This window comes from Bradyrhizobium sp. BR14999 (assembly GCF_056106085.1).
Window position 1 is genome coordinate 8217235 of the sequence record NZ_CM148536.1, and the last position, 19521, is coordinate 8236755.

Genomic DNA, 19521 nt, shown 5'->3' on the forward strand with positions numbered 1-19521 from the left:
CTCTTCCTGCTTCAGATCTTCCCGCTGCCGCAAATGCCCTTCAGCGACTGCCACTCCTTGTTCGTCAGCAGCGGCGGGCCGCTGGCGGGACGATCTTCCCTGGTCATCCGCGCGAGCCGGTCCTCCGTGAGCGGATGGCTGGCGAGGATATTTGTCAAACCAGAGCCGCCTTCCTTGCCGGTGATGCGGAACATCAGCTCGGCCGCGGGTTTCGGTGAGCGGCCGAGCGCATGCATGATCTCGATGGCGAAGGTGTCGGCGCCGGTCTCGGCCTCGCGCGAATAGGAGGCTTCGACCACACTGCGCGAGGCGAAGATCACGGCCGAGGAGCCGGTGACGTCGCCGAACAGCAGGCCGATCAGGAACGAGGTGCCGCCGTTGTAGATCAGGCCGCGCATGTTGTCGTGATGCTTGAGATGGCCGAGCTCGTGCGCGAGGATGCCGGCGAGTTCGTCGGGGCTTTCGGCCTTGTCGAGCAGGCCCTTCAGCACGAACACCTTGCCGCCCGGCAGCGCGAACGCGTTCGGCACCGGGCTCGGCAGCACGCCTGCCATCGTGGAATCGTCGTCGAGCCCGGCGGCATCGCGCAGGCGGTTGACGAGCTTTGTGAATGCGGCCTTGCCCGCGGGGTCCTCGCACACTCTGCGGCCGAAGATGGTCTTGACCTGAACCTCAGACGCATCGCCAATGCGTCGCTCGATCGGTTTCGGCACCAGCGGCGCGAGCCGGTCGGCGGCGAGCGGCACACCGAACAACACGACACAGACGATGGAGACGGCGGCGGCCACCGACCAGCCCACGATCTTTGCGACGCCGCGGCGCGAGGTCTGGTGCTCGTCGAGCCACAAGCATCGCGCGGTGAGATCCGCTGCAAGCGCGGCATCACGGATCTCGAGCCGCGCGAGCGGCGGCGCTGACGTCGATGCCAAGCGCAAAACCCCCTCTGGGCCGTCGGCACGGCGGATATCGGCATAGGCCCAGCGAACCGGCGCTTCGCCGTCTTCGGCGATCTCGAGCACGTCCCCGAGCGACAGCATCACCTGACGCCTGCGGCTCGAGACGCCGTCGAAGAAGATCGTCGGCTTCACGGACTGCGCCGGGGCCTCGGCAGACAACTCACTCACAGCTCAAAATCCTGCAACATCCAGTCCATCGGCAAAGCCTTCGCCGAGCGCGCTGGCGAGCTTTCCGCTGCCGCGCACATCCGCCGCGGCCGCGATGTTGTGCACCTCGACGGTCTCCAGCACCTTGGCCCAGAGATCGCGCTGAAGATAGACCCGCATGACGATGTTGACGGCAAGGGCGAGCGCGAAATAGCCGATCACCATCATCACCACCATCGGGATGCTCTTGGCAGCATTGCCAGCCCCGAACACCTCCTCGGCCGAAACGCCGGTCAGGGTGACGACGAGAAAGGCGCCGCCGCCCATGTAGGCCGCGAAGGCGGTCGTGAGCAGCATCCACCAGCCGATCACCTTCCAGTACAGGCCATAGAAGGCGTCATGAGGCAGGTGCGAGGACAGGCTGACGCCGCCGATGCGGATGCCGTCGAGCCACCAGCGCCATTCGCGCGCCTTGAACTCGGCATAGAAGAACGGCGCGAGCGGGAAGATCAGCAGCGCGATCGGGCTGAGCAGCCACAACCACCAGCCGCGCTTGAAGAACGTCCAGCCGTCGCCTTCGAAATCGCCGGTGAGATCGCCGTAATGGGTGTGCTGCATCTTGTAGCGTTCGAGTGCAGCCTCGCGCCAGGGCAGCGCCAGGCCGAGCGTCAGGAACACCAGCACACCCCACAGCATGGCGCGGAGCGAATAGGCCCAGCCCGAGCCATCCATCCAGAACCGCACGCCGCGCCAGACCGTACGCGTCAGGCGATAGCGCCGCGCGCGAAAAATCGCGAATTGGCCGAAGGCGTAGAAGGCGATGAAGAGCGGCGTCGAGGCAAAACCCTGCCAGCGCTCGAATTCGATGCCGACAAGAAAATACGCGAGATAGATCGGCATCAAGATCGCAAGCGCGAACAGGAAGCCGACCAAGAGCTCCTTAGCCCGTCCGGTGTATTCGGCGGCATCGCCGTCCACCGCGGTGTTCGTCCACAGATGACGGCGAATGTCGGTGACGAGCCAGAACCGGTAGAAGCCGAAGGTGACGAGTTCGAGCATGGCACCCTTGGTGGCCAATTTGCGGAACTCGGAGCGGTTGCCGGTGAAATCGACCCGCGTGGGCGGCAGCGGCGGCGGGACGGGTTCGGAGCCGATGGGGGCCCATTGCATGTCGTTCACGGCGGCAACCTCGGGGTGCGGATCTGTTACGGTCAAACTATAGATCAGAGGTTAGTCGATCCCCAACATGGCCGGGTTCGATTTACCCCGATTCCAGTTGGTTTCTTGCACGATTCCCCATCGAGCGGCGTGCGGGAGGTCACGTTGGCGTGGCAGCGTGACGGCCATCCGACGCTCGCGTGAAGGTTGGATGTGGCAAAACTCTCCCTTGCCCCGGCGCAGACAACCGGCTGTAATTGCAAATCAAATACCGCAGCGCAGAATTCAACGAGAACGCGCGGTTCACCACAGGGAGAGCGGTCATGCATGGGACCATCGAGAGCGCGGCCACGCTCGACGCACTTCGCGCACGCGCCACGTCGCTGCCGCTGGAGCAGTTCGATCCGGGCGATCCTGAATTGTTCAGGACCGATACGTTCTGGCCCTATTTCGACCGCCTGCGCCGGGAAGATCCGGTGCACTACTGCAAGAACTCGATGTTCGGGCCGTATTGGTCGGTGACGCGCTACAACGACATCATGGAGATCGAGACCAATCATTCGGTGTTCTCCTCGGCCTCCTCGCTCGGCGGCATCACCATCCGCGACATCGATCCGGACTTGCGTCGCGAGAGCTTCATCTCGATGGACCCGCCGCGGCATGCGGCGCAGCGCAAGACCGTGGCGCCGATGTTCACGCCGACGCATCTGGACAATCTCGCGCTGAACATCCGCAAGCGCTCGGCCGAGTGCCTGGACAACCTGCCGCGTGACGAGGTGTTCGACTGGGTCGACCACGTTTCGATCGAACTCACCACGCAGATGCTGGCGGTGCTGTTCGACTTCCCCTGGGAGGACCGCCGCAAGCTGACGCGCTGGTCCGACATCGCCACCACCATTCCCGGCCCCGACGGCCTCGTCGCGAGCGAAGACGAACGGCAGGCCGAGCTGACGGAATGCGCGGCGTATTTCTCTCGCCTCTGGAAAGAGCGCATCGCGCAGCCGCCGAAGAGCGACCTGTTGTCGATGATGGCGCATGGCACTGCTACGCGCGACATGGATGCGAAGAACTTCCTCGGCAATCTCATCCTGTTGATCGTCGGCGGCAATGATACCACCCGCAACACCATGTCGGGCTCGCTTCTCGCGCTGAGCCAGCATCCGGAGCAGTACCGCAAGCTGCGCCAAAACCCCGATCTGCTCGACAGCTTCGTGCCGGAGGTGATCCGCTGGCAGACGCCGCTCGCGCATATGCGGCGCACGGCGCTCTCCGATTTCGAGTTCCGCGGCAAGCAGATCAAGAAGGGTGACAAGGTCGTGATGTGGTACGTCTCGGGCAACCGCGACGAGGCGGCGATCGAGAAGCCCTACGATTTCATCATCGATCGCGCCCGCCCGCGCACCCACCTTTCCTTCGGCTTCGGCATCCACCGCTGCGTGGGCTTGCGGCTTGCCGAACTCCAGCTCAAGATTATTTGGGAAGAAATTCTCAAGCGCTTCGACCATATTGATGTGGTCGGCGAACCCAAGCGGGTCTATTCGAGTTTCGTCAAAGGACTTGAGACGCTGCCGGTGAAGATTGCGGCGTGAGTTAACTCCCTCTCCCCGTCCTTACGGGGAGAGGGTCGGGGTGAGGGGCTCTCTCCGCGAGCACGCTGAGAGACGGACTCGTGGAGAGTCCCCCTCACCCGGATTGCATCTTTGATGCAATCCGGCCTCTCCCCGCAAGCGGGGAGAGGCGAAGAAAAAGATCAACTGGAGCCACGACGATGAACATCCAAGCGCCGGTTAAAGTGGACAAGGCCGAACGCATGCGCAGGGCCCGCGAGGAGGCCTATGCGACGCCGCTGGCGCAATTCCACCCCGGCGCGCCCCGGCTGTTCCAGGACGACACGCTGTGGCCGTGGTTCGAGCGGCTGCGCAAGGAAGAGCCGGTGCATTACTGCACCAATGCGCCGATCGAGCCGTACTGGTCGGTGGTGAAGTACAACGACATCATGCATGTCGACACCAATCACGGCATCTTCTCCTCGGACTCGACGCTCGGCGGCATCTCGATTCGCGACGTGCCGGAAGGCTATGACTGGCCGAGCTTCATCGCCATGGACCAGCCCCGGCATTCGGCGCAGCGCAAGACGGTGTCGCCGATGTTCACCCCTCAGCATCTCGACGAACTGGCAAAACTGATCCGGCAGCGCTCGCAGACCGTGCTGGACAATCTGCCGCGCAACGAGACCTTCAACTTCGTCGAGCGCGTCTCGATCGAGCTGACGACGCAGATGCTGGCGACACTGTTCGACTTCCCCTGGGAGGAGCGGCGCAAGCTGACGCGCTGGTCCGACGTCTCGACCGCGCTGCCCAAGAGCGGCATCGTCGCCTCGGCCGAGGAGCGCCGCCGCGAGATGGACGAGTGCTACGCCTACATGTCCAAGCTGTGGAACCAGCGCGTCAACTCGGCGCCGCGCAACGATTTGCTGTCGCTGATGGCGCATAACGACGCCACGCGGTTCATGGATTCCGACAATCTCATGGGCAACATCATCCTGCTCATCGTCGGCGGCAACGACACCACGCGCAACACCATGACCGGCTCGGTGCTGGCGCTGAATGAGAACCCCGAGCAGTACGACAAGCTGCGTGCCAACCCGGCGCTGATCGATTCCATGGTGCCCGAGGTGATCCGCTGGCAGACGCCGCTGGCACATATGCGGCGCACCGCGCTTGCCGACACCGAGATTGGCGGCAAGCCGATCAAGAAGGGCGACCGCGTCGTGATGTGGTACGTCTCCGGCAACCGCGACGAGGAGATGTTCGAGAAGCCGAACGACTTCATCATCGACCGCCCGCGGCCGCGCACCCACCTCTCCTTCGGCTTCGGCATCCACCGCTGCGTCGGCATGCGCCTCGCCGAGCTCCAGCTCCGCATCGTCTGGGAGGAGATGCTGAAGCGCTTCGACCGCATCGAGGTGGTCGGCGAGCCGAAGCGGATCTATTCGAGCTTCATCAAGGGGTACGAGTCGCTGCCGGTAAGGATTCCGGGGTGATGGCCCCATCCTCCGTCATTGCGAGGAGCTCTTGCGACGAAGCAATCCAGACTGTCTCCGCAGAGGGATCCTGGATTGCTTCGCTGCGCTCGCAATGACGAGGTTTTGCACACTCGTAGCCGCGGCGCGTTGACGCCCGCCAGCTATAAAATTCCGGCATGACAGCTCGCTCAAGATGCGAAGGGCCGGCTGCGGGCTTGTGCCCTAAACCGCTGGCGCGGCAGCGTTCGGTGCGCTCCCTCGCCCCGCTTGCGGGGAGAGGGTTGGGGTGAGGGGGAATCTCCGCGGAGACGGTAACAGTGGGACTCGCGGAGACTCCCCCTCACCCGGAATTTGCTGCGCAAATTCCGGCCTCTCCCCGCAGGCGGGGAGAGGCGAAGATCACGCGAGCCTGATGTCCCACACACCCTCCTTGCGGCAGGCGGCGACCTCCTCGCGCAAAAGCGCGGTGATGGCGAGCGAGGCCGTCGAGGCCGGACGATCGATCGGAGAAGCAAAAATGAGCTCGCGCGTCATCGGCTTGGATACGGGCGCGGCCTCCAATCGCCCATCTGCGACCTCGCCGTGGACCGACGAGGGCGGCAGCAGCGCGAAACCGAGGCCCTCCTCGACCAGGCTCGTCAGCACGCGGAACGAATCCGCTTCTAACTGGACGTCGAGCTTGATCTTGCGCTGGGCGGCCGCGTGCTCGATCAGGGCGCGAAGGCCGTGGGAATGACTCGGCAGCACCAGCCGCTGCCGCAGCAGCCAGCCGATGTCGACGCTCTTTTTGCGCGCGAGACCACAGCCGCGCGGGCCGACCGCGACGATGTTGTCGCGCCCCAAGCTCTGCACATTGAGATGCAGATCGGCCGAGCGGCCGTAGAGGATGGCGAGATCCATCTCGCCGCGATGCAGCCATTCGACGAGATGGCCGCTGTAGCTCTCGACGATGCGCAGCGAGATGCCGGGAAATTTCTCGACGCAGCGCCGCGCAAAACGCGCCGACAGCACGCAGCTCACGGTCGGAACCAGGCCGAGCACGACTTGGCCCGACGGCGGGCCCTTGGCCGACTGGATGTCGTCGCGGATCTGGTCGATCTGCCGCACGATGCCGGAGGTGCGCGCCAGCAGCAGGCGACCGGCGTCCGTCAGCACCATGCCGCGGCCGTTGCGGGTGAACAGCTCGGTGCGCAGCTCGTGTTCCAGGAGCTTGATCTGGCGGCTCAGCGCCGGCTGCGCCACACGCAACGTGTCGGACGCCTTGGACAGGCTGCCGAGCTCCGCCACGCAACTGAAGGTCCTGAGCTGACGGAAATCCATGCTTGCCAATCCTGGAAGGCTACTTCATACGCTATAACAAATGAGCATAGGGGGCTGGCGTTGTTTTCACAACGCCAGAGGATTGGCCGGCGTTATCTTAACTGCCGCTACTGATTGGAAACGCCATGAGTCAAGAACACCACACCGAAGATTACGCCGACATCCGCGAAGCCGTCGCAAAACTCTGCGCGCAGTTTCCCGGCGAATATTGGCGCAAGCTCGATCGCGAGATGGCCTACCCGAAGGCATTCGTGGATGCGCTGACCGAGGCCGGCTATCTCTCGGTGCTGATCCCCGAGGAATATGGCGGCGCGGGGCTGAAGCTTTCGGCAGCCGCGGCGATCCTGGAAGAGATCCAGCGCGCGGGCTGCAACGGCGGCGGCTGCCACGCCCAGATGTACACGATGGGCACGGTGCTGCGGCATGGCAATGCCGAGCAGAAGGCAAAGTATCTGCCGAAAATCGCGAGCGGCGAATTGCGCTTGCAGGCGTTCGGCGTCACCGAGCCGACCAGCGGCACCGACACCACCTCGCTCAAGACCTTCGCGCGCAAGGACGGCAACGACAGTTACATCGTCAACGGCCAGAAGATCTGGACCAGCCGCGCCGAGCATTCCGACCTGATGATCCTGCTGGCACGCACCACGCCGAAGGAGCAGGTCAAGAGGCGCACCGATGGTCTTTCGGTGTTCATCGTCGACATGCGCGAGGCCAAGAACAATGGTCTGGAGATCCGCCCGATCCGCACCATGATGAACCACGCCACCACGGAAGTGTTCTTCACCGACATGAAGGTGCCGGCCGAGAATCTGATCGGCGAGGAAGGCAAAGGTTTTCGCTACATCCTCTCCGGCATGAATGCCGAGCGCATTTTGATTGCGGCCGAATGCGTCGGCGATGCCAAATGGTTCATCGCGAAGGCCACCAATTACGCCAAGGAGCGCGCGGTGTTCGGCCGTCCGATCGGCCAAAATCAAGGCATCCAGTTCCCGATCGCCAAGGCCTATGCCTCGATGCGTGCGGCCGAGTTGATGGTGAAGGAAGCCACGCGCAAATACGAGGCCGGGCTCGATTGCGGCGCCGAGGCCAACATGGCCAAGATGCTCGCGGCCGATGCGTCCTGGGAAGCGGCCAATGCCTGCATCCAGACCCATGGCGGTTTCGGCTTCGCCGAAGAATACGACGTCGAGCGCAAATTCCGCGAGACGCGGCTCTATCAGGTGGCGCCGATCTCGACCAATCTCGTGCTGTCCTATGTCGCCGAGCACGTGCTCGGCATGCCCCGCTCGTACTGAGGTCGCGCCATGGGAGCACTTGAGGGGATCAGGGTGATTGCGGTCGAGCAGGCGGTCGCGGCGCCGTTCTGTTCATCACGCCTAGCGGATGCCGGCGCGGAAGTGATCAAGATCGAGCGGCCCGAGGGCGATTTCGCCCGCGGCTATGACGCGGCGGCCAAGGGCCAGAGCAGCTATTTCGTCTGGCTCAACCGCGGCAAGCAATCGGCGGTGGTCGATCTCGCCACGAAAGAAGGCTGCGCCGAGCTGGAGAAGCTGATCGCGAGCGCCGACGTGCTGATCCAGAACCTCAAGCCGGGCTCGATGGACAAGCTCGGCTTTTCGCGCGAGCGGCTGCTGAAGGACTATCCAAAGCTGATCTCGTGCACCATCACCGGCTATGGCGATGAGGGTCCCTACGCGCATCGCAAGGCCTACGATCTCCTGATTCAGGCCGAGAGCGGCCTCGCCTCGATCACCGGCAACCCCGACGGCGCCTCGCGCGTCGGCATGTCGATCGTTGACGTCGCAACCGGCGCCACCGCACATGCGGCGATCCTGGAAGCGCTGATCGCACGCGGGCGCACCGGCAAGGGCGCCGACATCCGCATCTCCATGTTCGACGTGATGGCCGATTGGTGCACCGTGCCGCTGCTCAACTCCGAGGCCGGCAATCCGCCCAAGCGCATGGGCCTGCGCCATCCCTCGATCGCGCCCTACGGCGTGTTCACCTCCAAGGACGGCAAGGACATCCTGATCTCGATCCAGAGCGAGCGCGAGTGGAAGACGCTCTGCGCCAAGGTGCTGGACCAGCCGGATCTGCCGAGCGATCCGCGCGTCGCCAACATGGTCGAGCGCGTGCGCAACCGCGACTTCACCGATAAGACGGTCGCAGATATCTTTGGCAAGATGACGCGCGACGAGCTTCTGAAGCGGCTGTCGGACGCCGACATCGCCTTCGCCGAGGTCAACACCATGGCCGACCTGACCAGCCATCCGCATCTGCGCCGCATCGAGGTCGACACGCCGAACGGCCGCGTCAGCTATCCCGCGCCGGCGCCGATCATCGTCGGCGAGACGCGCTCGTATGGCCCGGTGCCCGCCATCGGCGAGCGTCCCCAATCCAGGAAATAACAAGAGCGAGGCGTCATGACCGAGAAGCTCGACATCGATCATCTCAGGCAATGGATCGGCCGCAGCACGGAGGCCACCGACATCGTCACCGCGCAGCTCGTGAAGGGCCTGCGCGCGACGCTGTTCCAGGACGTCGGCGAGCCCAGGACCGGCGATGCCGCACCGTTCACGGTGCATTGGTGCCTGGCGCAGCCGGTGTTTCCGATGTCGATGCTCGGCCCCGACGGTCACCCGACCCGCGGCGGCTTCCTGCCGCCGGTGCCGCTGCCGCGCCGGATGTGGGCCGGCGGCGAGATCGAATTTTTGCAGCCGCTGCGCGTCGGCGACGAATCGACGCGGACGTCGCATATTGCCGACGTACAGGTGAAATCAGGCTCGACCGGCACGCTGTGCTTCGTCTCGGTCGAGCACAGCATCTCTTCGCCGCGCGGGCTCGCCATTCGCGAGCGGCAGGACATCGTCTATCGCGAGATGACGAGCAGCGCGCCGGCGCCCGCAAAGGCTCCGCCCCCGCCACCGAAGGCGCAGCATCGCGAAACCCATGTCTCGGATCCCGTGCTGCTGTTCCGCTACTCCGCGCTGACCTTCAACGGCCACCGCATCCATTACGACCGCGACTACGTCACCAAGGTCGAGGGCTATCCGGGCCTGATCTTCCACGGGCCGTTGCAGGCGGCACTGATCATCGAAATGGCGGCGAAACTGCACGGCGGCAAGGCGCCGAAGAAGTTCACCTATCGCGGTGTGCAGCCGCTGTTCGAAGGCACGGAGTTCTCCATCAACGCGAATGACAGCGGCGAGAGCATGGAGCTGTGGACTGCGAACGCGGAAGGGCAGCCGACGATGAAGGGGACGGCGGTGTGGTAAGCCACCGCTGCCTCCTCGTCATTGCGAGGAGCGAAGCGACGAAGCAATCCAGACTGCCACGGCGGCGACAGCCTGGATTGCTTCGCTTCGCTCGCAATGACGAGTGCGGGGCTGCTACCTTCGCTAACCAACAAGGGACGGAACCATGTCCAAGAACGGCAAGACCGGCAGCAGATCCGTCACCGTGAAGCAGGCAACTCTCGACCTGCTGCGATCCTTCGGCATCAATAAGGTGTTCGGCAACCCCGGTTCGACCGAGCTGCCGTTCCTGAGCGACTGGCCCGATGACATCGACTACGTCCTGGCGCTGCAGGAAGCCAGCGCGGTCGGCATGGCCGACGGCTACGCCCAGGCGACGCGCAATGCCGGCTTCGTCAATTTGCATTCGGCGGCCGGCGTCGGCAACGCGCTCGGCAACATCTACACCGCGCATCGCAACCAGACACCGCTCGTGATCACCGCGGGCCAGCAGGCGCGCTCGATCCTGCCGCTACAGGCATTCCTCTATGCCGAGCGCGCCTCCGAGTTTCCGCGGCCTTACGTCAAATATAGCGTCGAGCCGGCGCGGCCCGAGGACGTGCCGGCCGCGATCGCGCGCGCGTATTACACCGCGATGCAGCCGCCGTGCGGCCCGACCTTCGTGTCGATCCCGATCGACGACTGGGCGCATGCGGCAGCTCCCATCGAGGCGCGCAAGGTCAGCCGCGAGATCGGGCCCGAACCTGACGCGATGCAGGCGCTGGTGAAGGCGCTGACGTCGAGCAAGCACCCCGCGCTCGTGGTCGGTCCCGGCGTCGACCGCGCCGGCGCGGTCGACCTGATGGTGCGCGTCGCCGAGAAGGCCAAGGCCAGCGTCTGGGTCAGCCCGTTCTCGGCGCGCTGCTCGTTTCCCGAGCGGCATCCGCAGTTCGCGGGCTTCCTGCATGCGTCGCCCGCGCAGCTGTCCGATGCGCTGCGCGAGCACGACCTCGTGGTCGTCATCGGCGCGCCGGTGTTCACCTTCCATGTCGAGGGCCATGCCGCGATTTTCGACGGCGGCGCGACGATCTTCCAGATCACGGATGATCCGGATGCGGCGGCGGTGACGCCGGTCGGCACCAGCATCATCGCCACCATGAAGCCGGCGCTGAGTCTGCTGCTCGACCTTTTGCCGGAGAGCAAGCGGTCAACGCCGAAAGGCCGCACGCTGCCGCCGCCGCCGCAAGCCGCCGATCCGCTGCCCGTCGACTTCCTGCTGCATTCGTTGTCGCAGGCGATGCCTGGGGGCGCGTCGCTGGTCGAGGAGGTGCCGTCGCACCGGCCGGCTATGCAGAAGTTCATGCCGATGCGCGGCCAGGACAGTTTTTACACGATGGCGAGCGGCGGCCTCGGCTACTCCCTGCCCGCCGCGGTCGGCATGGCGCTCGGCAAGCCAAAGCAGCGCACGGTCTGCCTAATCGGCGACGGCTCGGCGATGTATTCGATCCAGGCGCTATGGACCGCCGTGCAGCGCAAGCTGCCGCTCACCGTCGTCGTCATCAATAATTCCGGCTACGGCGCCATGCGCTCGTTCAGCCAGGTGATGCAGGTGCGTAACGTGCCGGGGCTGGAGCTGCCGGGGATCGATTTCGTGCGGCTCGCCGAAGGCATGGGCTGCCATGCGGTGCGGGTGAGCAAGGCGGCGGAGCTGGGCGAAGCGCTGAAACGCGGGATGGCACATGCAGGCACCTGCCTCGTCGAGGTCGTCGTGGATGCGGCGGTGCCGGTGCTGTACGGGCAGAAGCATTGACACTGTCGTAGCCCGGATGGAGCAAAGCGAAATCCGGGACTCCTGCCACAAGCGAGTTGGTCCCGGATTACGCTGCGCTCCATCCGGGCTACACATCACGACGCCAAAAATCCCCCATCAGCCGCGAGCACGTGTCCCACGACATACGACGACGCGTCCGACGCCAGCCACACCACCGCCTCCGCCACTTCCTCCGGGCTCCCCATCCGCCGCAGCGGCAGGCCGGCGCTCACCGTTGCGACATCGCCGACGCCGGCGCGTAGCATCATGTCGGTGACGACGCGCCCGGGCGCGATGGCGTTGATGCGGATGCCGCGGGGGGCATTCTCCATCGCGGCCGAACGCGTCAGCGAGATCGCGGCGGCCTTGGAGGCCGAGTAGAGCGAGAAGCCGGGATTGGGATTGCGCACGCCGCTGACGGAGGCGTTGACGACGATGCTGCCGCGGCCGTGCCCCAGCATAACAGGCAATTGATGGCGCAGGCACAGGAACAGCGCGCGGACATTGGTGTCGAACACGCTGTCGTAGATCTCCGTGCCCTGCTCCTCCAGCGGCGCGCGGCGCTCCTGGAATCCGGCATTGTTGAAAGCCACGTCGAGCCGGCCGCAACGCGTCACGGCCGCGCTGACGAGGCGCGCGACGTCGTCCTCTCGCGTGATGTCGGTCTTGACCGGAATGGCCAACGCACCGAGTTCGCTGCATGCCGCGGCGGTGGCTTCGATCTCGGCCTCGCGCCGCCCCGCGACAAAAATCGCGTCTGCGCCTTCGGACGCCATCCGCAGCGCGGTGGCGCGGCCGATGCCGCTGCCACCGCCCGTCACCAGGCAGACCTTGCCCCTCATCCGCATCCCCGCCGGCAAAGTTCCGCTCATGGCTACTCCAAAACGCTTGCGCGCGCCGTTGCACGCATATAGTTGTATGATACAACTATATGCCGGGAGTCAAGATGGCCGAGCTTTCGCTGATCGACGATATCCGCGCCGCCTCGCGCCTGATGGTGCGCGAGCTCGGCTTCATGGACGCGACGGTGGCGGCATCGGACTATCCGCCGTCGGCGGTGCACACCATCCTGGAGATCGGCATCCGCGGGCCCATGACCTCGGGAGAGCTCGGCGATTTCCTGCGGTTGGAAAAATCCAGCGTCAGCCGCCTGGTGCGCAAGCTGATCGACTGCGGCGAGCTCAGGGAAACGCCTGATGAGCTTGATGCACGCAGCAAGCTCATGTCGCTGACAGCGAAGGGACGGCGCACGCTGGAGGCGCTGCACGCGTTTGGGCGCCAGCAGGTGAGCGGAGCGCTGGCGGCGCTGACGGAGGCGGAGCAGCGCACCGTGCGCGAGGGGATGATGCTCTATGCGCGGGCGTTGCGGCAAAGCCGGATGGAGGAGGAGATGGCGGCGTAGCCGCACTCTCGGTGTCATCGCCCGGCTTGACCGGGCGATCCAGTACTCCGAGATGGTCGTAGTTTATTCGATAGGCCGCGGCGTACTGGATGCCCCGCCTGCCGCCTTCGCTAAAGCTTCGGCGCCCCTGGACCTCAACCCCGGCGAAGCCTGGGCGTAGCCGGGTCGCGGGGCATGACAGCGTCAAATGTGGCGGTCACTTCCCGAACTCCTCCCGCATCTTCGCCTGGATCTTGGCCATGCCGCCGATCCAGCGGTCGTAATTCTCGGTCTTCTTGCGCATGTAGCCGAGCACCTGGGGATGCGGCAGGATCAGGAACGTCTCCTGTTCGAGGCCGGCGAGCACGTCTTTCGCCACCTGCTCCGGCGTCAGGTCGCCGTCGCCGGATTGCGGGCCTTTCGGGATCGAGCGCAGCATGTTGGTGTCGACGCCCTGCGGGCAGAGGATCGAGACCTTGATGTTGTGGGCCTTGTGCGAGATCGCGAGATTTTCGGCAAAGCCGACCGCGGCGTGCTTCGTCGTCGAATAGGCCGGGCTGCCGACCTGCGACAACAGGCCCGCGGCCGAGATGGTGTTGAGGAAATAGCCGCCGCCACGCGCCTTCATGCGCGGAACCAGATGCCGCGCGGCATAGACGTGGGCCATGACGTGGATGGCCCAGCTGCGCTGCCACGGCTCGTCGGAGGCGCCGCCGGCATTTTCCGACATCGGATCGAAGCCGCCGCCGATGCCTGCATTGGAGCAGAACAATTCGATCGGGCCGAACTGCCGCTCGGTCTCCTCGATGACGTGCGCGATGTCCTTTTCCTGCGCGACGTCGCATTTGAAGGCGGCACCATCCACCATGGCCGCGACCGCCCTCGCATTGGCGGCGTCCATGTCCGCGACGACGACCTTGGCTGCACCCGCCCCTTGAAAAGCCTCGCACAGCGCCTTGCCGATGCCATTGGCGCCGCCCGTGACGACCACGATCTTGCCAGTCACCTGCATGCGACGTCTCCTCTTGTCCTGGACCGCGTCTCTTATACCGCTTCGCGGCTTGCTTAGCTCAACACGAGGTCGAGCACCGCGGTATAATGACACGCCGCGCCGGCCAAGACAAAGCCGTGCCAGATCGCATTCTGGAAGCGCAGCCGCCGCCAGGCGTGGAAGATCACGCCAAAGCTGTAGAGCAGGCCGCCTGCAAGGATGAAGCCCAGCACCAGCGAGGGCAACGCCCTGACGACGGCGTCGTAGATCATGAGGCCACTCCAGCCCATCGCGAGATAGATGCCGACCGAGACCCGGTCGAACCGGCCGGGATAGAGAAGCTTCAGCACGATGCCGAGGATCGCCACGCACCAGACGCCGGCAAGCAGCACCAGCGCGAACACGCTGTCCTTCACTTCCAGGATGAACGGCGTGTAGGTCGCCGCGATCAACAGATAGATCGCGGAATGGTCGAACCGCCGCAGCAGCCATTTTGCCGGCGACACCGGCCAGAGATTATAGGTCGCCGACAGCACCAGCATCGAGATCAAGCCGGCGACGTAGATCGAGACGCCGACGATGTCGGTGGTGTCGGAATAGACCGCGGCCAGCACCACCAGCACGGTCGCTGCGACGATGCCGAAGAGGACGCCGATCGCATGCACGACGCCGTCGGCGATCAGTTCGGCGCGATCGTAGTTCCAGCCGATCGCGTCGGCTGCGGCGTGGACGGAGCTGGATGCAAGCTGTTTCAGTTGGAAGACGGTCATGGCAATCCGCAAAGCGTGGCAATGCCCTCTTGTATGGGTCTTTCGAGATCGGCGCATCGTTCAAACGGCTGATTTGCCGACAAAGGCGGTGGAAGTATGAAGCTTGATTTTCCTCTGGCAGTTGCCACTTTTGTGAACGGTCGCACATTCCTCCCGCCCGAGATCCCCTAACGTTCATATGGCATTCAGTTTCCAGGATATGGTCGAGGAGGCGCGGCTGTCGGCGAGGGCGCTGATCGACTATGGCGAGCATTTCTTCAATCCGACGGTGCGGCTCGGGGTCACCGGCCTGTCGCGGGCCGGTAAGACGGTATTCATCACGGCGCTGATTCACGGCCTCACCCGCGGCGGCCGGTTTCCGGTGTTCGAGGCCTATGCCTCGGGCCGGATCGCGCGGGCGCATCTGGCGCCGCAGCCCGATGATGCCGTGCCGCGCTTTGCCTATGAGAACCATCTGCGCGCACTGATCGAGGAGCGGCGCTGGCCGAGCTCGACCGTCGATATCAGCGAGCTCCGCCTCGTCATCGACTATCAGCGCCCGAACGGCGCCGACCGCACGCTCACGCTCGACATCGTCGACTATCCCGGCGAATGGCTGCTGGACCTGCCGCTGCTGCAGAAGAGTTATGAGCAATGGTCGGCGGAAAGCCTGGCGCTGTCGCGTGAGGCGCCGCGTGCGCATCTGGCAACGGACTGGCACGCGCATCTCGCAACGCTCAAGCCCGACGCACGCGAGGATGAGCAGGCAACACTGACGGCCGCGAAGCTCTTCACCGATTATCTGCGCGCTTGCCGCGACGAGCGCTTCGCGATGAGCCTCTTGCCGCCCGGCCGCTTCCTGATGCCCGGCAGTCTCGCTGACACGCCGGCGCTGACCTTTGCGCCGCTCGACGTGCCCGCCGGCGGGCAGGCGCCGGAGGGATCGCTATGGGCGATGATGGTGCGCCGCTATGACGCCTACAAGGACATGGTGGTGCGGCCATTCTTTCGCGATCATTTTGCGCGGCTCGATCGCCAGATCGTGCTCGCCGATGCGCTCACCGCGTTCAACTCCGGACCCGAGGCGCTGCACGATCTCGAAGCCGCGCTTGCCGGCATTCTGGATTGCTTTAACATCGGTCGCAGCACGTTGCTCTCCAGCCTGTTCCGGCCACGCATCGACCGCATCCTGTTCGCGGCGACCAAGGCGGACCATCTGCATCATTCCAGCCACGACCGGCTCGAGGCCGTGCTGCGCCGTGCGGTCACCGGCGCGGTGACGCGCGCGGAAAATACCGGCGCGCAGATCGACGTGGTGGCGCTCGCCGCCATCCGCGCCACGCGCGAGGCGCAGGTGGCGCATGGCCGCGACAAATTGCCGTCGATCCTGGGAACGCCAACCGCGGGCGAAAGCGCAGGCGGCGAATTCTTCGACGGCAACACCGAGGTTGCGACCTTTCCAGGCGATTTGCCGCTGGATCCCGAACCGCTGTTCAACGGTACGGACGCGTTCCGCGGGCTCTCGACGCAGGCCGCCGAGAAGAGTGATTTCCGCTTCCTGCGCTTCCGCCCGCCGAAGCTCGAGCACGAGGGCACGGAAGAGCCGGCCCTGCCACACATCCGCCTCGACCGTGCCTTGCAGTTCCTGATCGGAGACAAGCTCTCATGAACGAGCGATCCCAGCAGCGGCGGCCGGCGACGTTCCGGCTGGACGATCCCAGTGTCGTCGTCACCGAAGCCGACGAGACGGGACGGATCAGTCGCGGCACCATCCAGATCACGCCGGAGCCCGATCCACTGGCGCTGCCGGTGCCGGTTCAAACCGCGCTTCCGGCGCGCCGCGGCTTTCCCTGGGGCGCGCTGTTCTGGTCCGGGCTCGCCGGATTGACGCTGCTCGGTACCGGGCTCGGTGTCGTCCGTCTGATCGAGGATCTGTTTGCGCGCAGCGAAAGCCTCGGCATGGTCGGCCTCGCTTTCGCGTTCGTCACCGCACTTGCGCTCGCGGTGGTGATCGGGCGCGAGGCGTTCGGGCTGGCGCGGCTCGCGACCATCGAGAAACTGCATCAGCGCGCCGCCGCGGTGCTTGCCAGTGACGATCGCAAGGAAAGCCGCGTCATCGTGCATGACCTCCTGAACATCGCGCACCAGAATCCACAGCTCGCGCGCGCCCGCGCCACGCTCGAGAGCCATGCCGGCGAGATCATCGACGGCGCCGATATGATCCGGCTCGCCGAGCGCGAGTTGATGTCGCCGCTGGATGCGGAGGCGCGGCGGCTGGTGTCGTCAGCGGCGCAAAAGGTCTCGATCGTCACGGCAGTCTCGCCACGCGCGGCGATCGACGTGCTGTTCGTGTTCGTCGCCGCGCTGCGCCTGATCCGCCAGCTCGCCTACCTCTATGGCGGCCGCCCCGGCGCGCTCGGCATGATCCGCCTGCTCCGCCACGTCATCGCCCATCTCGCCATCACGGGCGGCATGGCCGCGAGCGACAGCCTGGTGCAGCAGATGCTCGGCCACGGCATCGCCGCGAAGCTGTCGCAGCGGCTCGGCGAAGGCGTGCTCAACGGTCTGCTGACGGCACGGCTCGGCCTTGCCGCGATCGAAGTCACGCGGCCGCTGCCGTTCGCGGCCCTGCCGCCGCCGAAGCTGTCGGACCTTGCAACGGATCTGCTGCGGAAGAAGGACGAGGAGGAGTAGGGCTCTGCTCGTCCTTACCCTCCCCTGGAGGGGGACGGTCGGCTCACATTGAGCGGAGCGAAATGTGAGACGGGGTGGGGTGACAGTCTCGCCACATCCAACAGTGCCCGAGTGGAAAGATCACCCCACCCCGCTCGCGCTGCGCGCGATCGACCCTCCCCCTCCAGGGGAGGGTAAGAGAAACCGCGCGAGTCTCGCGCTGAATTCCCCCGCCAGCACGCGCCACTGGAACAGCGGCGAATCCTTCGGCGGCGATAGCTCGGGTGTCCAGCCGGTGAGCTTCTCAAGCACATAGGTGTCCATCACGCGCCCACGCCAGCGGCGCTCGACCTGGCCAAGCGGCTCGCGTTTCGCCGGGATGTTCTCCCACATCGATGATCGATTGTCCGGCTCCCGCCCGACATAGATGCCGGCGTGGCCCTTGATCCGATCCATGCCGGGATCGCGGAAATCCTGGAAGCGGCCGCGCTCGTTGATCTCGACGACGGGCACGCGGCCCCTGAACAGCCAGCGCATCATGGCGTAGGTGCGATAGTCCGTGGTGGCGATCCAGGTCGCGCCGGTCTCGTCCAGCGCGGCCTGCGCGCGCGCGGCGACCTGCTCGTAGCCGGCTTCCGCGCCGATCGGGTCGATCTTGCCGAGGAGATTCCAGGGCGCGGCCACGTAGTAGAGGAACACGATGACGACGAAGGCGATACCCGTCGTGATGGATGTCCTGGCCCAGAACGCCGACGATCTGAGCATGCGCGCCGACCATCCCTCCTTCGTCATCGTTGCGAGGTTCACAGCCGCCGCGGCGAAGCCGACCGGCCACATGAACATCGGCCAGGTGTCGCCGACCCGAAGCGTCATCGACTTGACCAGGAAATAGAGAAACGGCACCAGCACCGCGGTCGACAACAGGATCGCGACCGGCTCGCGCGTGCGATAGCCGCGCCATGCCGTCAGCACCAGGCCCGTCAGCACCACGGGTAGCATGACGAAGCCGACAAGGCCGAATTGCAGGCCGATGTAATCGCCGATGGTGCGCAGCGAGATGCCGTAACTGGCGGTGGCGCGGACGCCCTGGAAGCGGAACGAGGCCCAGTCATGCTGCGCGTTCCAGATCAGCACCGGCGAGAACACGAGGGTCGCGACCAGCACCGCGAGATAGGGATAGGGGCTGCGCAGCCAACGCCAGCGCCAATCTGGCACGAGTAGAAAAGCTGCCACGGCGGGCGCGAACATGATCGCGGTGAATTTCGACAGCATCGACAGACCCGCGAACAGGCCGGCCGCGAGCCACCAGCGTCCATCGCCGCTTTGCGCGAGCCGCACCAGCGACCACATCATCGCCACCGCAAACGGGATCATGGCGACATCGGGCGCGACTTTGGCCATCAGCAGGCCGTAATAGAGCGCGGCCTCCGGCATCAGCACCGCGATCATGATCGCTCGTGCGTCATGGGTGAGACGGCGAACGATGTCGGCGAGCAGCAGCTGCGTCACCAGCATCGCGACGATGCCGCCGAAGCGGACGCCAAGCGCGGTGTCGCCGAAGATCGCAGTGCCGAAGCGAATGACCCAGGCGACGCCAGGCGGATGATCGAGGAAGCTGAGCGCTGCCTCCTTCGACCAGGTCCAGTAATAGGCCTCGTCGGTGCGCAACTCGATCGCGGAGGCGTAGACGATGCGCAGCACGGTCATCGCGGCGATGATCGCTGCGGCCATCACGAAGGGCCGGCGCGCGGCGCCGCGGAGGGGCACGGTGATGTCAGGGGCTGTCGTCACGGCCGCGCTTTTGGCCAACCTGGGAGGGGGAGTCAATGCGGGGGGTTCCATTCTCCCTGTCGTCCCGGACAAGCGAGCGGAGCGAGCGCTGATCCGGGACCCATAACCACAGGGAGGTGTTTGGCGAAGACTCGTGGTTACCAGCTCGCGCCCAACCCGTTCCTGTGGTTATGGGTCCCGGATCGGCGCGCGCTTGGGGCGCGCTTGTCCGGGACGACGGCGGAGTGTGTGGCTCCCTGCCGCGCATGTGATCTTCAAAGCTGTCCAGCCCTGGAATTAAACGCTAC

At 65.2% G+C, this 19521-nt stretch carries 16 protein-coding genes; 9 read left to right on the forward strand and 7 right to left on the reverse strand.

Features of this window, described 5'->3' with window-relative positions; all coding sequences use genetic code 11:
* Positions 1-11 precede the first annotated feature (11 nt).
* Together ACR9YP_RS38265 and ACR9YP_RS38270 are read right to left on the reverse strand one after the other, a co-directional pair.
* Entirely contained in the window at positions 12-1124 is a 1113-nt protein-coding gene (locus ACR9YP_RS38265; RefSeq protein ID WP_438104888.1) for a M48 family metallopeptidase, read from the reverse strand.
* Between the two features lie 3 nt (positions 1125-1127).
* Positions 1128-2273: a YjgN family protein gene (locus tag ACR9YP_RS38270; RefSeq protein ID WP_438110533.1), complete on the reverse strand. Its 1146-nt coding sequence runs from the start codon at positions 2271-2273 to the stop codon at positions 1128-1130.
* Between the two features lie 311 nt (positions 2274-2584).
* Between ACR9YP_RS38270 and ACR9YP_RS38275 the strand changes: the two genes are divergently transcribed.
* Together ACR9YP_RS38275 and ACR9YP_RS38280 are read left to right on the forward strand one after the other, a co-directional pair.
* Positions 2585-3850: a cytochrome P450 gene (locus ACR9YP_RS38275; protein WP_438104890.1), complete on the forward strand. Its 1266-nt coding sequence runs from the start codon at positions 2585-2587 to the stop codon at positions 3848-3850.
* A gap of 179 nt (positions 3851-4029) precedes the next feature.
* A complete protein-coding gene (locus ACR9YP_RS38280; RefSeq protein ID WP_370986172.1) occupies positions 4030-5304 on the forward strand; it encodes a cytochrome P450 in 1275 nt (424 codons plus the stop codon).
* A 381-nt stretch (positions 5305-5685) separates the two neighbouring features.
* Here ACR9YP_RS38280 and ACR9YP_RS38285 read toward each other — a convergent pair whose 3' ends face one another.
* On the reverse strand, positions 5686-6606 hold the full coding sequence (locus ACR9YP_RS38285) for a LysR substrate-binding domain-containing protein (protein ID WP_438104892.1): 921 nt from the start codon (positions 6604-6606) through the stop codon (positions 5686-5688).
* 125 nt (positions 6607-6731) lie between these two features.
* Between ACR9YP_RS38285 and ACR9YP_RS38290 the strand changes: the two genes are divergently transcribed.
* From ACR9YP_RS38290 to mdlC, 4 genes are all read left to right on the forward strand, one after another.
* Positions 6732-7901, forward strand: a complete 1170-nt coding sequence (locus ACR9YP_RS38290) for an acyl-CoA dehydrogenase family protein (protein WP_438104894.1) — start codon at positions 6732-6734, stop codon at positions 7899-7901.
* A 9-nt stretch (positions 7902-7910) separates the two neighbouring features.
* The gene (locus tag ACR9YP_RS38295; protein WP_438104895.1) at positions 7911-9014 is read left to right on the forward strand and encodes a CaiB/BaiF CoA transferase family protein; all 1104 of its coding nucleotides are present in this window, start codon (positions 7911-7913) and stop codon (positions 9012-9014) included.
* 15 nt (positions 9015-9029) lie between these two features.
* On the forward strand, positions 9030-9881 hold the full coding sequence (locus tag ACR9YP_RS38300; protein WP_438104897.1) for an HTD2 family dehydratase: 852 nt from the start codon (positions 9030-9032) through the stop codon (positions 9879-9881).
* A gap of 145 nt (positions 9882-10026) precedes the next feature.
* On the forward strand, positions 10027-11649 hold the full coding sequence (gene mdlC, locus ACR9YP_RS38305) for a benzoylformate decarboxylase (RefSeq protein ID WP_438104899.1): 1623 nt from the start codon (positions 10027-10029) through the stop codon (positions 11647-11649).
* Between the two features lie 95 nt (positions 11650-11744).
* Here the strand turns inward: mdlC and ACR9YP_RS38310 are convergent, their stop codons facing one another.
* Positions 11745-12521, reverse strand: coding sequence for an SDR family NAD(P)-dependent oxidoreductase (locus ACR9YP_RS38310; protein WP_474218523.1), 777 nt, complete (start codon positions 12519-12521; stop codon positions 11745-11747).
* 74 nt (positions 12522-12595) lie between these two features.
* Between ACR9YP_RS38310 and ACR9YP_RS38315 the strand changes: the two genes are divergently transcribed.
* The gene (locus ACR9YP_RS38315) at positions 12596-13051 is read left to right on the forward strand and encodes a MarR family winged helix-turn-helix transcriptional regulator (RefSeq protein WP_438104901.1); all 456 of its coding nucleotides are present in this window, start codon (positions 12596-12598) and stop codon (positions 13049-13051) included.
* A 196-nt stretch (positions 13052-13247) separates the two neighbouring features.
* Here ACR9YP_RS38315 and ACR9YP_RS38320 read toward each other — a convergent pair whose 3' ends face one another.
* A complete protein-coding gene (locus ACR9YP_RS38320; RefSeq protein ID WP_438104902.1) occupies positions 13248-14042 on the reverse strand; it encodes an SDR family oxidoreductase in 795 nt (264 codons plus the stop codon).
* A gap of 53 nt (positions 14043-14095) precedes the next feature.
* Positions 14096-14791: a PAQR family membrane homeostasis protein TrhA gene (trhA, locus tag ACR9YP_RS38325; RefSeq protein ID WP_438104904.1), complete on the reverse strand. Its 696-nt coding sequence runs from the start codon at positions 14789-14791 to the stop codon at positions 14096-14098.
* A gap of 178 nt (positions 14792-14969) precedes the next feature.
* Between trhA and ACR9YP_RS38330 the strand changes: the two genes are divergently transcribed.
* Both ACR9YP_RS38330 and ACR9YP_RS38335 read left to right on the forward strand, forming a co-directional pair.
* Positions 14970-16439 carry a YcjX family GTP-binding protein gene (locus ACR9YP_RS38330; RefSeq protein ID WP_438104906.1) on the forward strand — a complete coding sequence of 490 codons (1470 nt, stop codon included), beginning with the start codon at positions 14970-14972 and terminating at the stop codon, positions 16437-16439.
* Positions 16436-17464, forward strand: a complete 1029-nt coding sequence (locus tag ACR9YP_RS38335) for a YcjF family protein (protein ID WP_474218524.1) — start codon at positions 16436-16438, stop codon at positions 17462-17464. The genes ACR9YP_RS38330 and ACR9YP_RS38335 overlap by 4 nt, the downstream gene beginning before the upstream one ends.
* Positions 17465-17584: 120 nt before the next feature.
* On the opposite strand, the gene ACR9YP_RS38340 is transcribed toward ACR9YP_RS38335, so the two are convergent.
* Positions 17585-19174, reverse strand: a complete 1590-nt coding sequence (locus ACR9YP_RS38340) for a glycosyltransferase family 39 protein (protein ID WP_474221187.1) — start codon at positions 19172-19174, stop codon at positions 17585-17587.
* Positions 19175-19521: the final 347 nt, after the last annotated feature.

What these genes read in the sequence shown, in the direction of transcription:
- ACR9YP_RS38270 (WP_438110533.1), bottom strand. Translation starts at nt 2,273, where the DNA reads ATGCAATGGGCCCCCATCGGCTCCGAACCCGTCCCGCCGCCGCTGCCG.
- ACR9YP_RS38275 (WP_438104890.1), top strand. Translation starts at nt 2,585, where the DNA reads ATGCATGGGACCATCGAGAGCGCGGCCACGCTCGACGCACTTCGCGCA.
- ACR9YP_RS38280 (WP_370986172.1), top strand. Translation starts at nt 4,030, where the DNA reads ATGAACATCCAAGCGCCGGTTAAAGTGGACAAGGCCGAACGCATGCGC.
- ACR9YP_RS38285 (WP_438104892.1), bottom strand. Translation starts at nt 6,606, where the DNA reads ATGGATTTCCGTCAGCTCAGGACCTTCAGTTGCGTGGCGGAGCTCGGC.
- ACR9YP_RS38290 (WP_438104894.1), top strand. Translation starts at nt 6,732, where the DNA reads ATGAGTCAAGAACACCACACCGAAGATTACGCCGACATCCGCGAAGCC.
- ACR9YP_RS38295 (WP_438104895.1), top strand. Translation starts at nt 7,911, where the DNA reads ATGGGAGCACTTGAGGGGATCAGGGTGATTGCGGTCGAGCAGGCGGTC.
- ACR9YP_RS38300 (WP_438104897.1), top strand. Translation starts at nt 9,030, where the DNA reads ATGACCGAGAAGCTCGACATCGATCATCTCAGGCAATGGATCGGCCGC.
- mdlC (WP_438104899.1), top strand. Translation starts at nt 10,027, where the DNA reads ATGTCCAAGAACGGCAAGACCGGCAGCAGATCCGTCACCGTGAAGCAG.
- ACR9YP_RS38310 (WP_474218523.1), bottom strand. Translation starts at nt 12,521, where the DNA reads ATGAGCGGAACTTTGCCGGCGGGGATGCGGATGAGGGGCAAGGTCTGC.
- ACR9YP_RS38315 (WP_438104901.1), top strand. Translation starts at nt 12,596, where the DNA reads ATGGCCGAGCTTTCGCTGATCGACGATATCCGCGCCGCCTCGCGCCTG.
- ACR9YP_RS38320 (WP_438104902.1), bottom strand. Translation starts at nt 14,042, where the DNA reads ATGCAGGTGACTGGCAAGATCGTGGTCGTCACGGGCGGCGCCAATGGC.
- trhA (WP_438104904.1), bottom strand. Translation starts at nt 14,791, where the DNA reads ATGACCGTCTTCCAACTGAAACAGCTTGCATCCAGCTCCGTCCACGCC.
- ACR9YP_RS38330 (WP_438104906.1), top strand. Translation starts at nt 14,970, where the DNA reads ATGGCATTCAGTTTCCAGGATATGGTCGAGGAGGCGCGGCTGTCGGCG.
- ACR9YP_RS38335 (WP_474218524.1), top strand. Translation starts at nt 16,436, where the DNA reads ATGAACGAGCGATCCCAGCAGCGGCGGCCGGCGACGTTCCGGCTGGAC.
- ACR9YP_RS38340 (WP_474221187.1), bottom strand. Translation starts at nt 19,174, where the DNA reads ATGGCCGCAGCGATCATCGCCGCGATGACCGTGCTGCGCATCGTCTAC.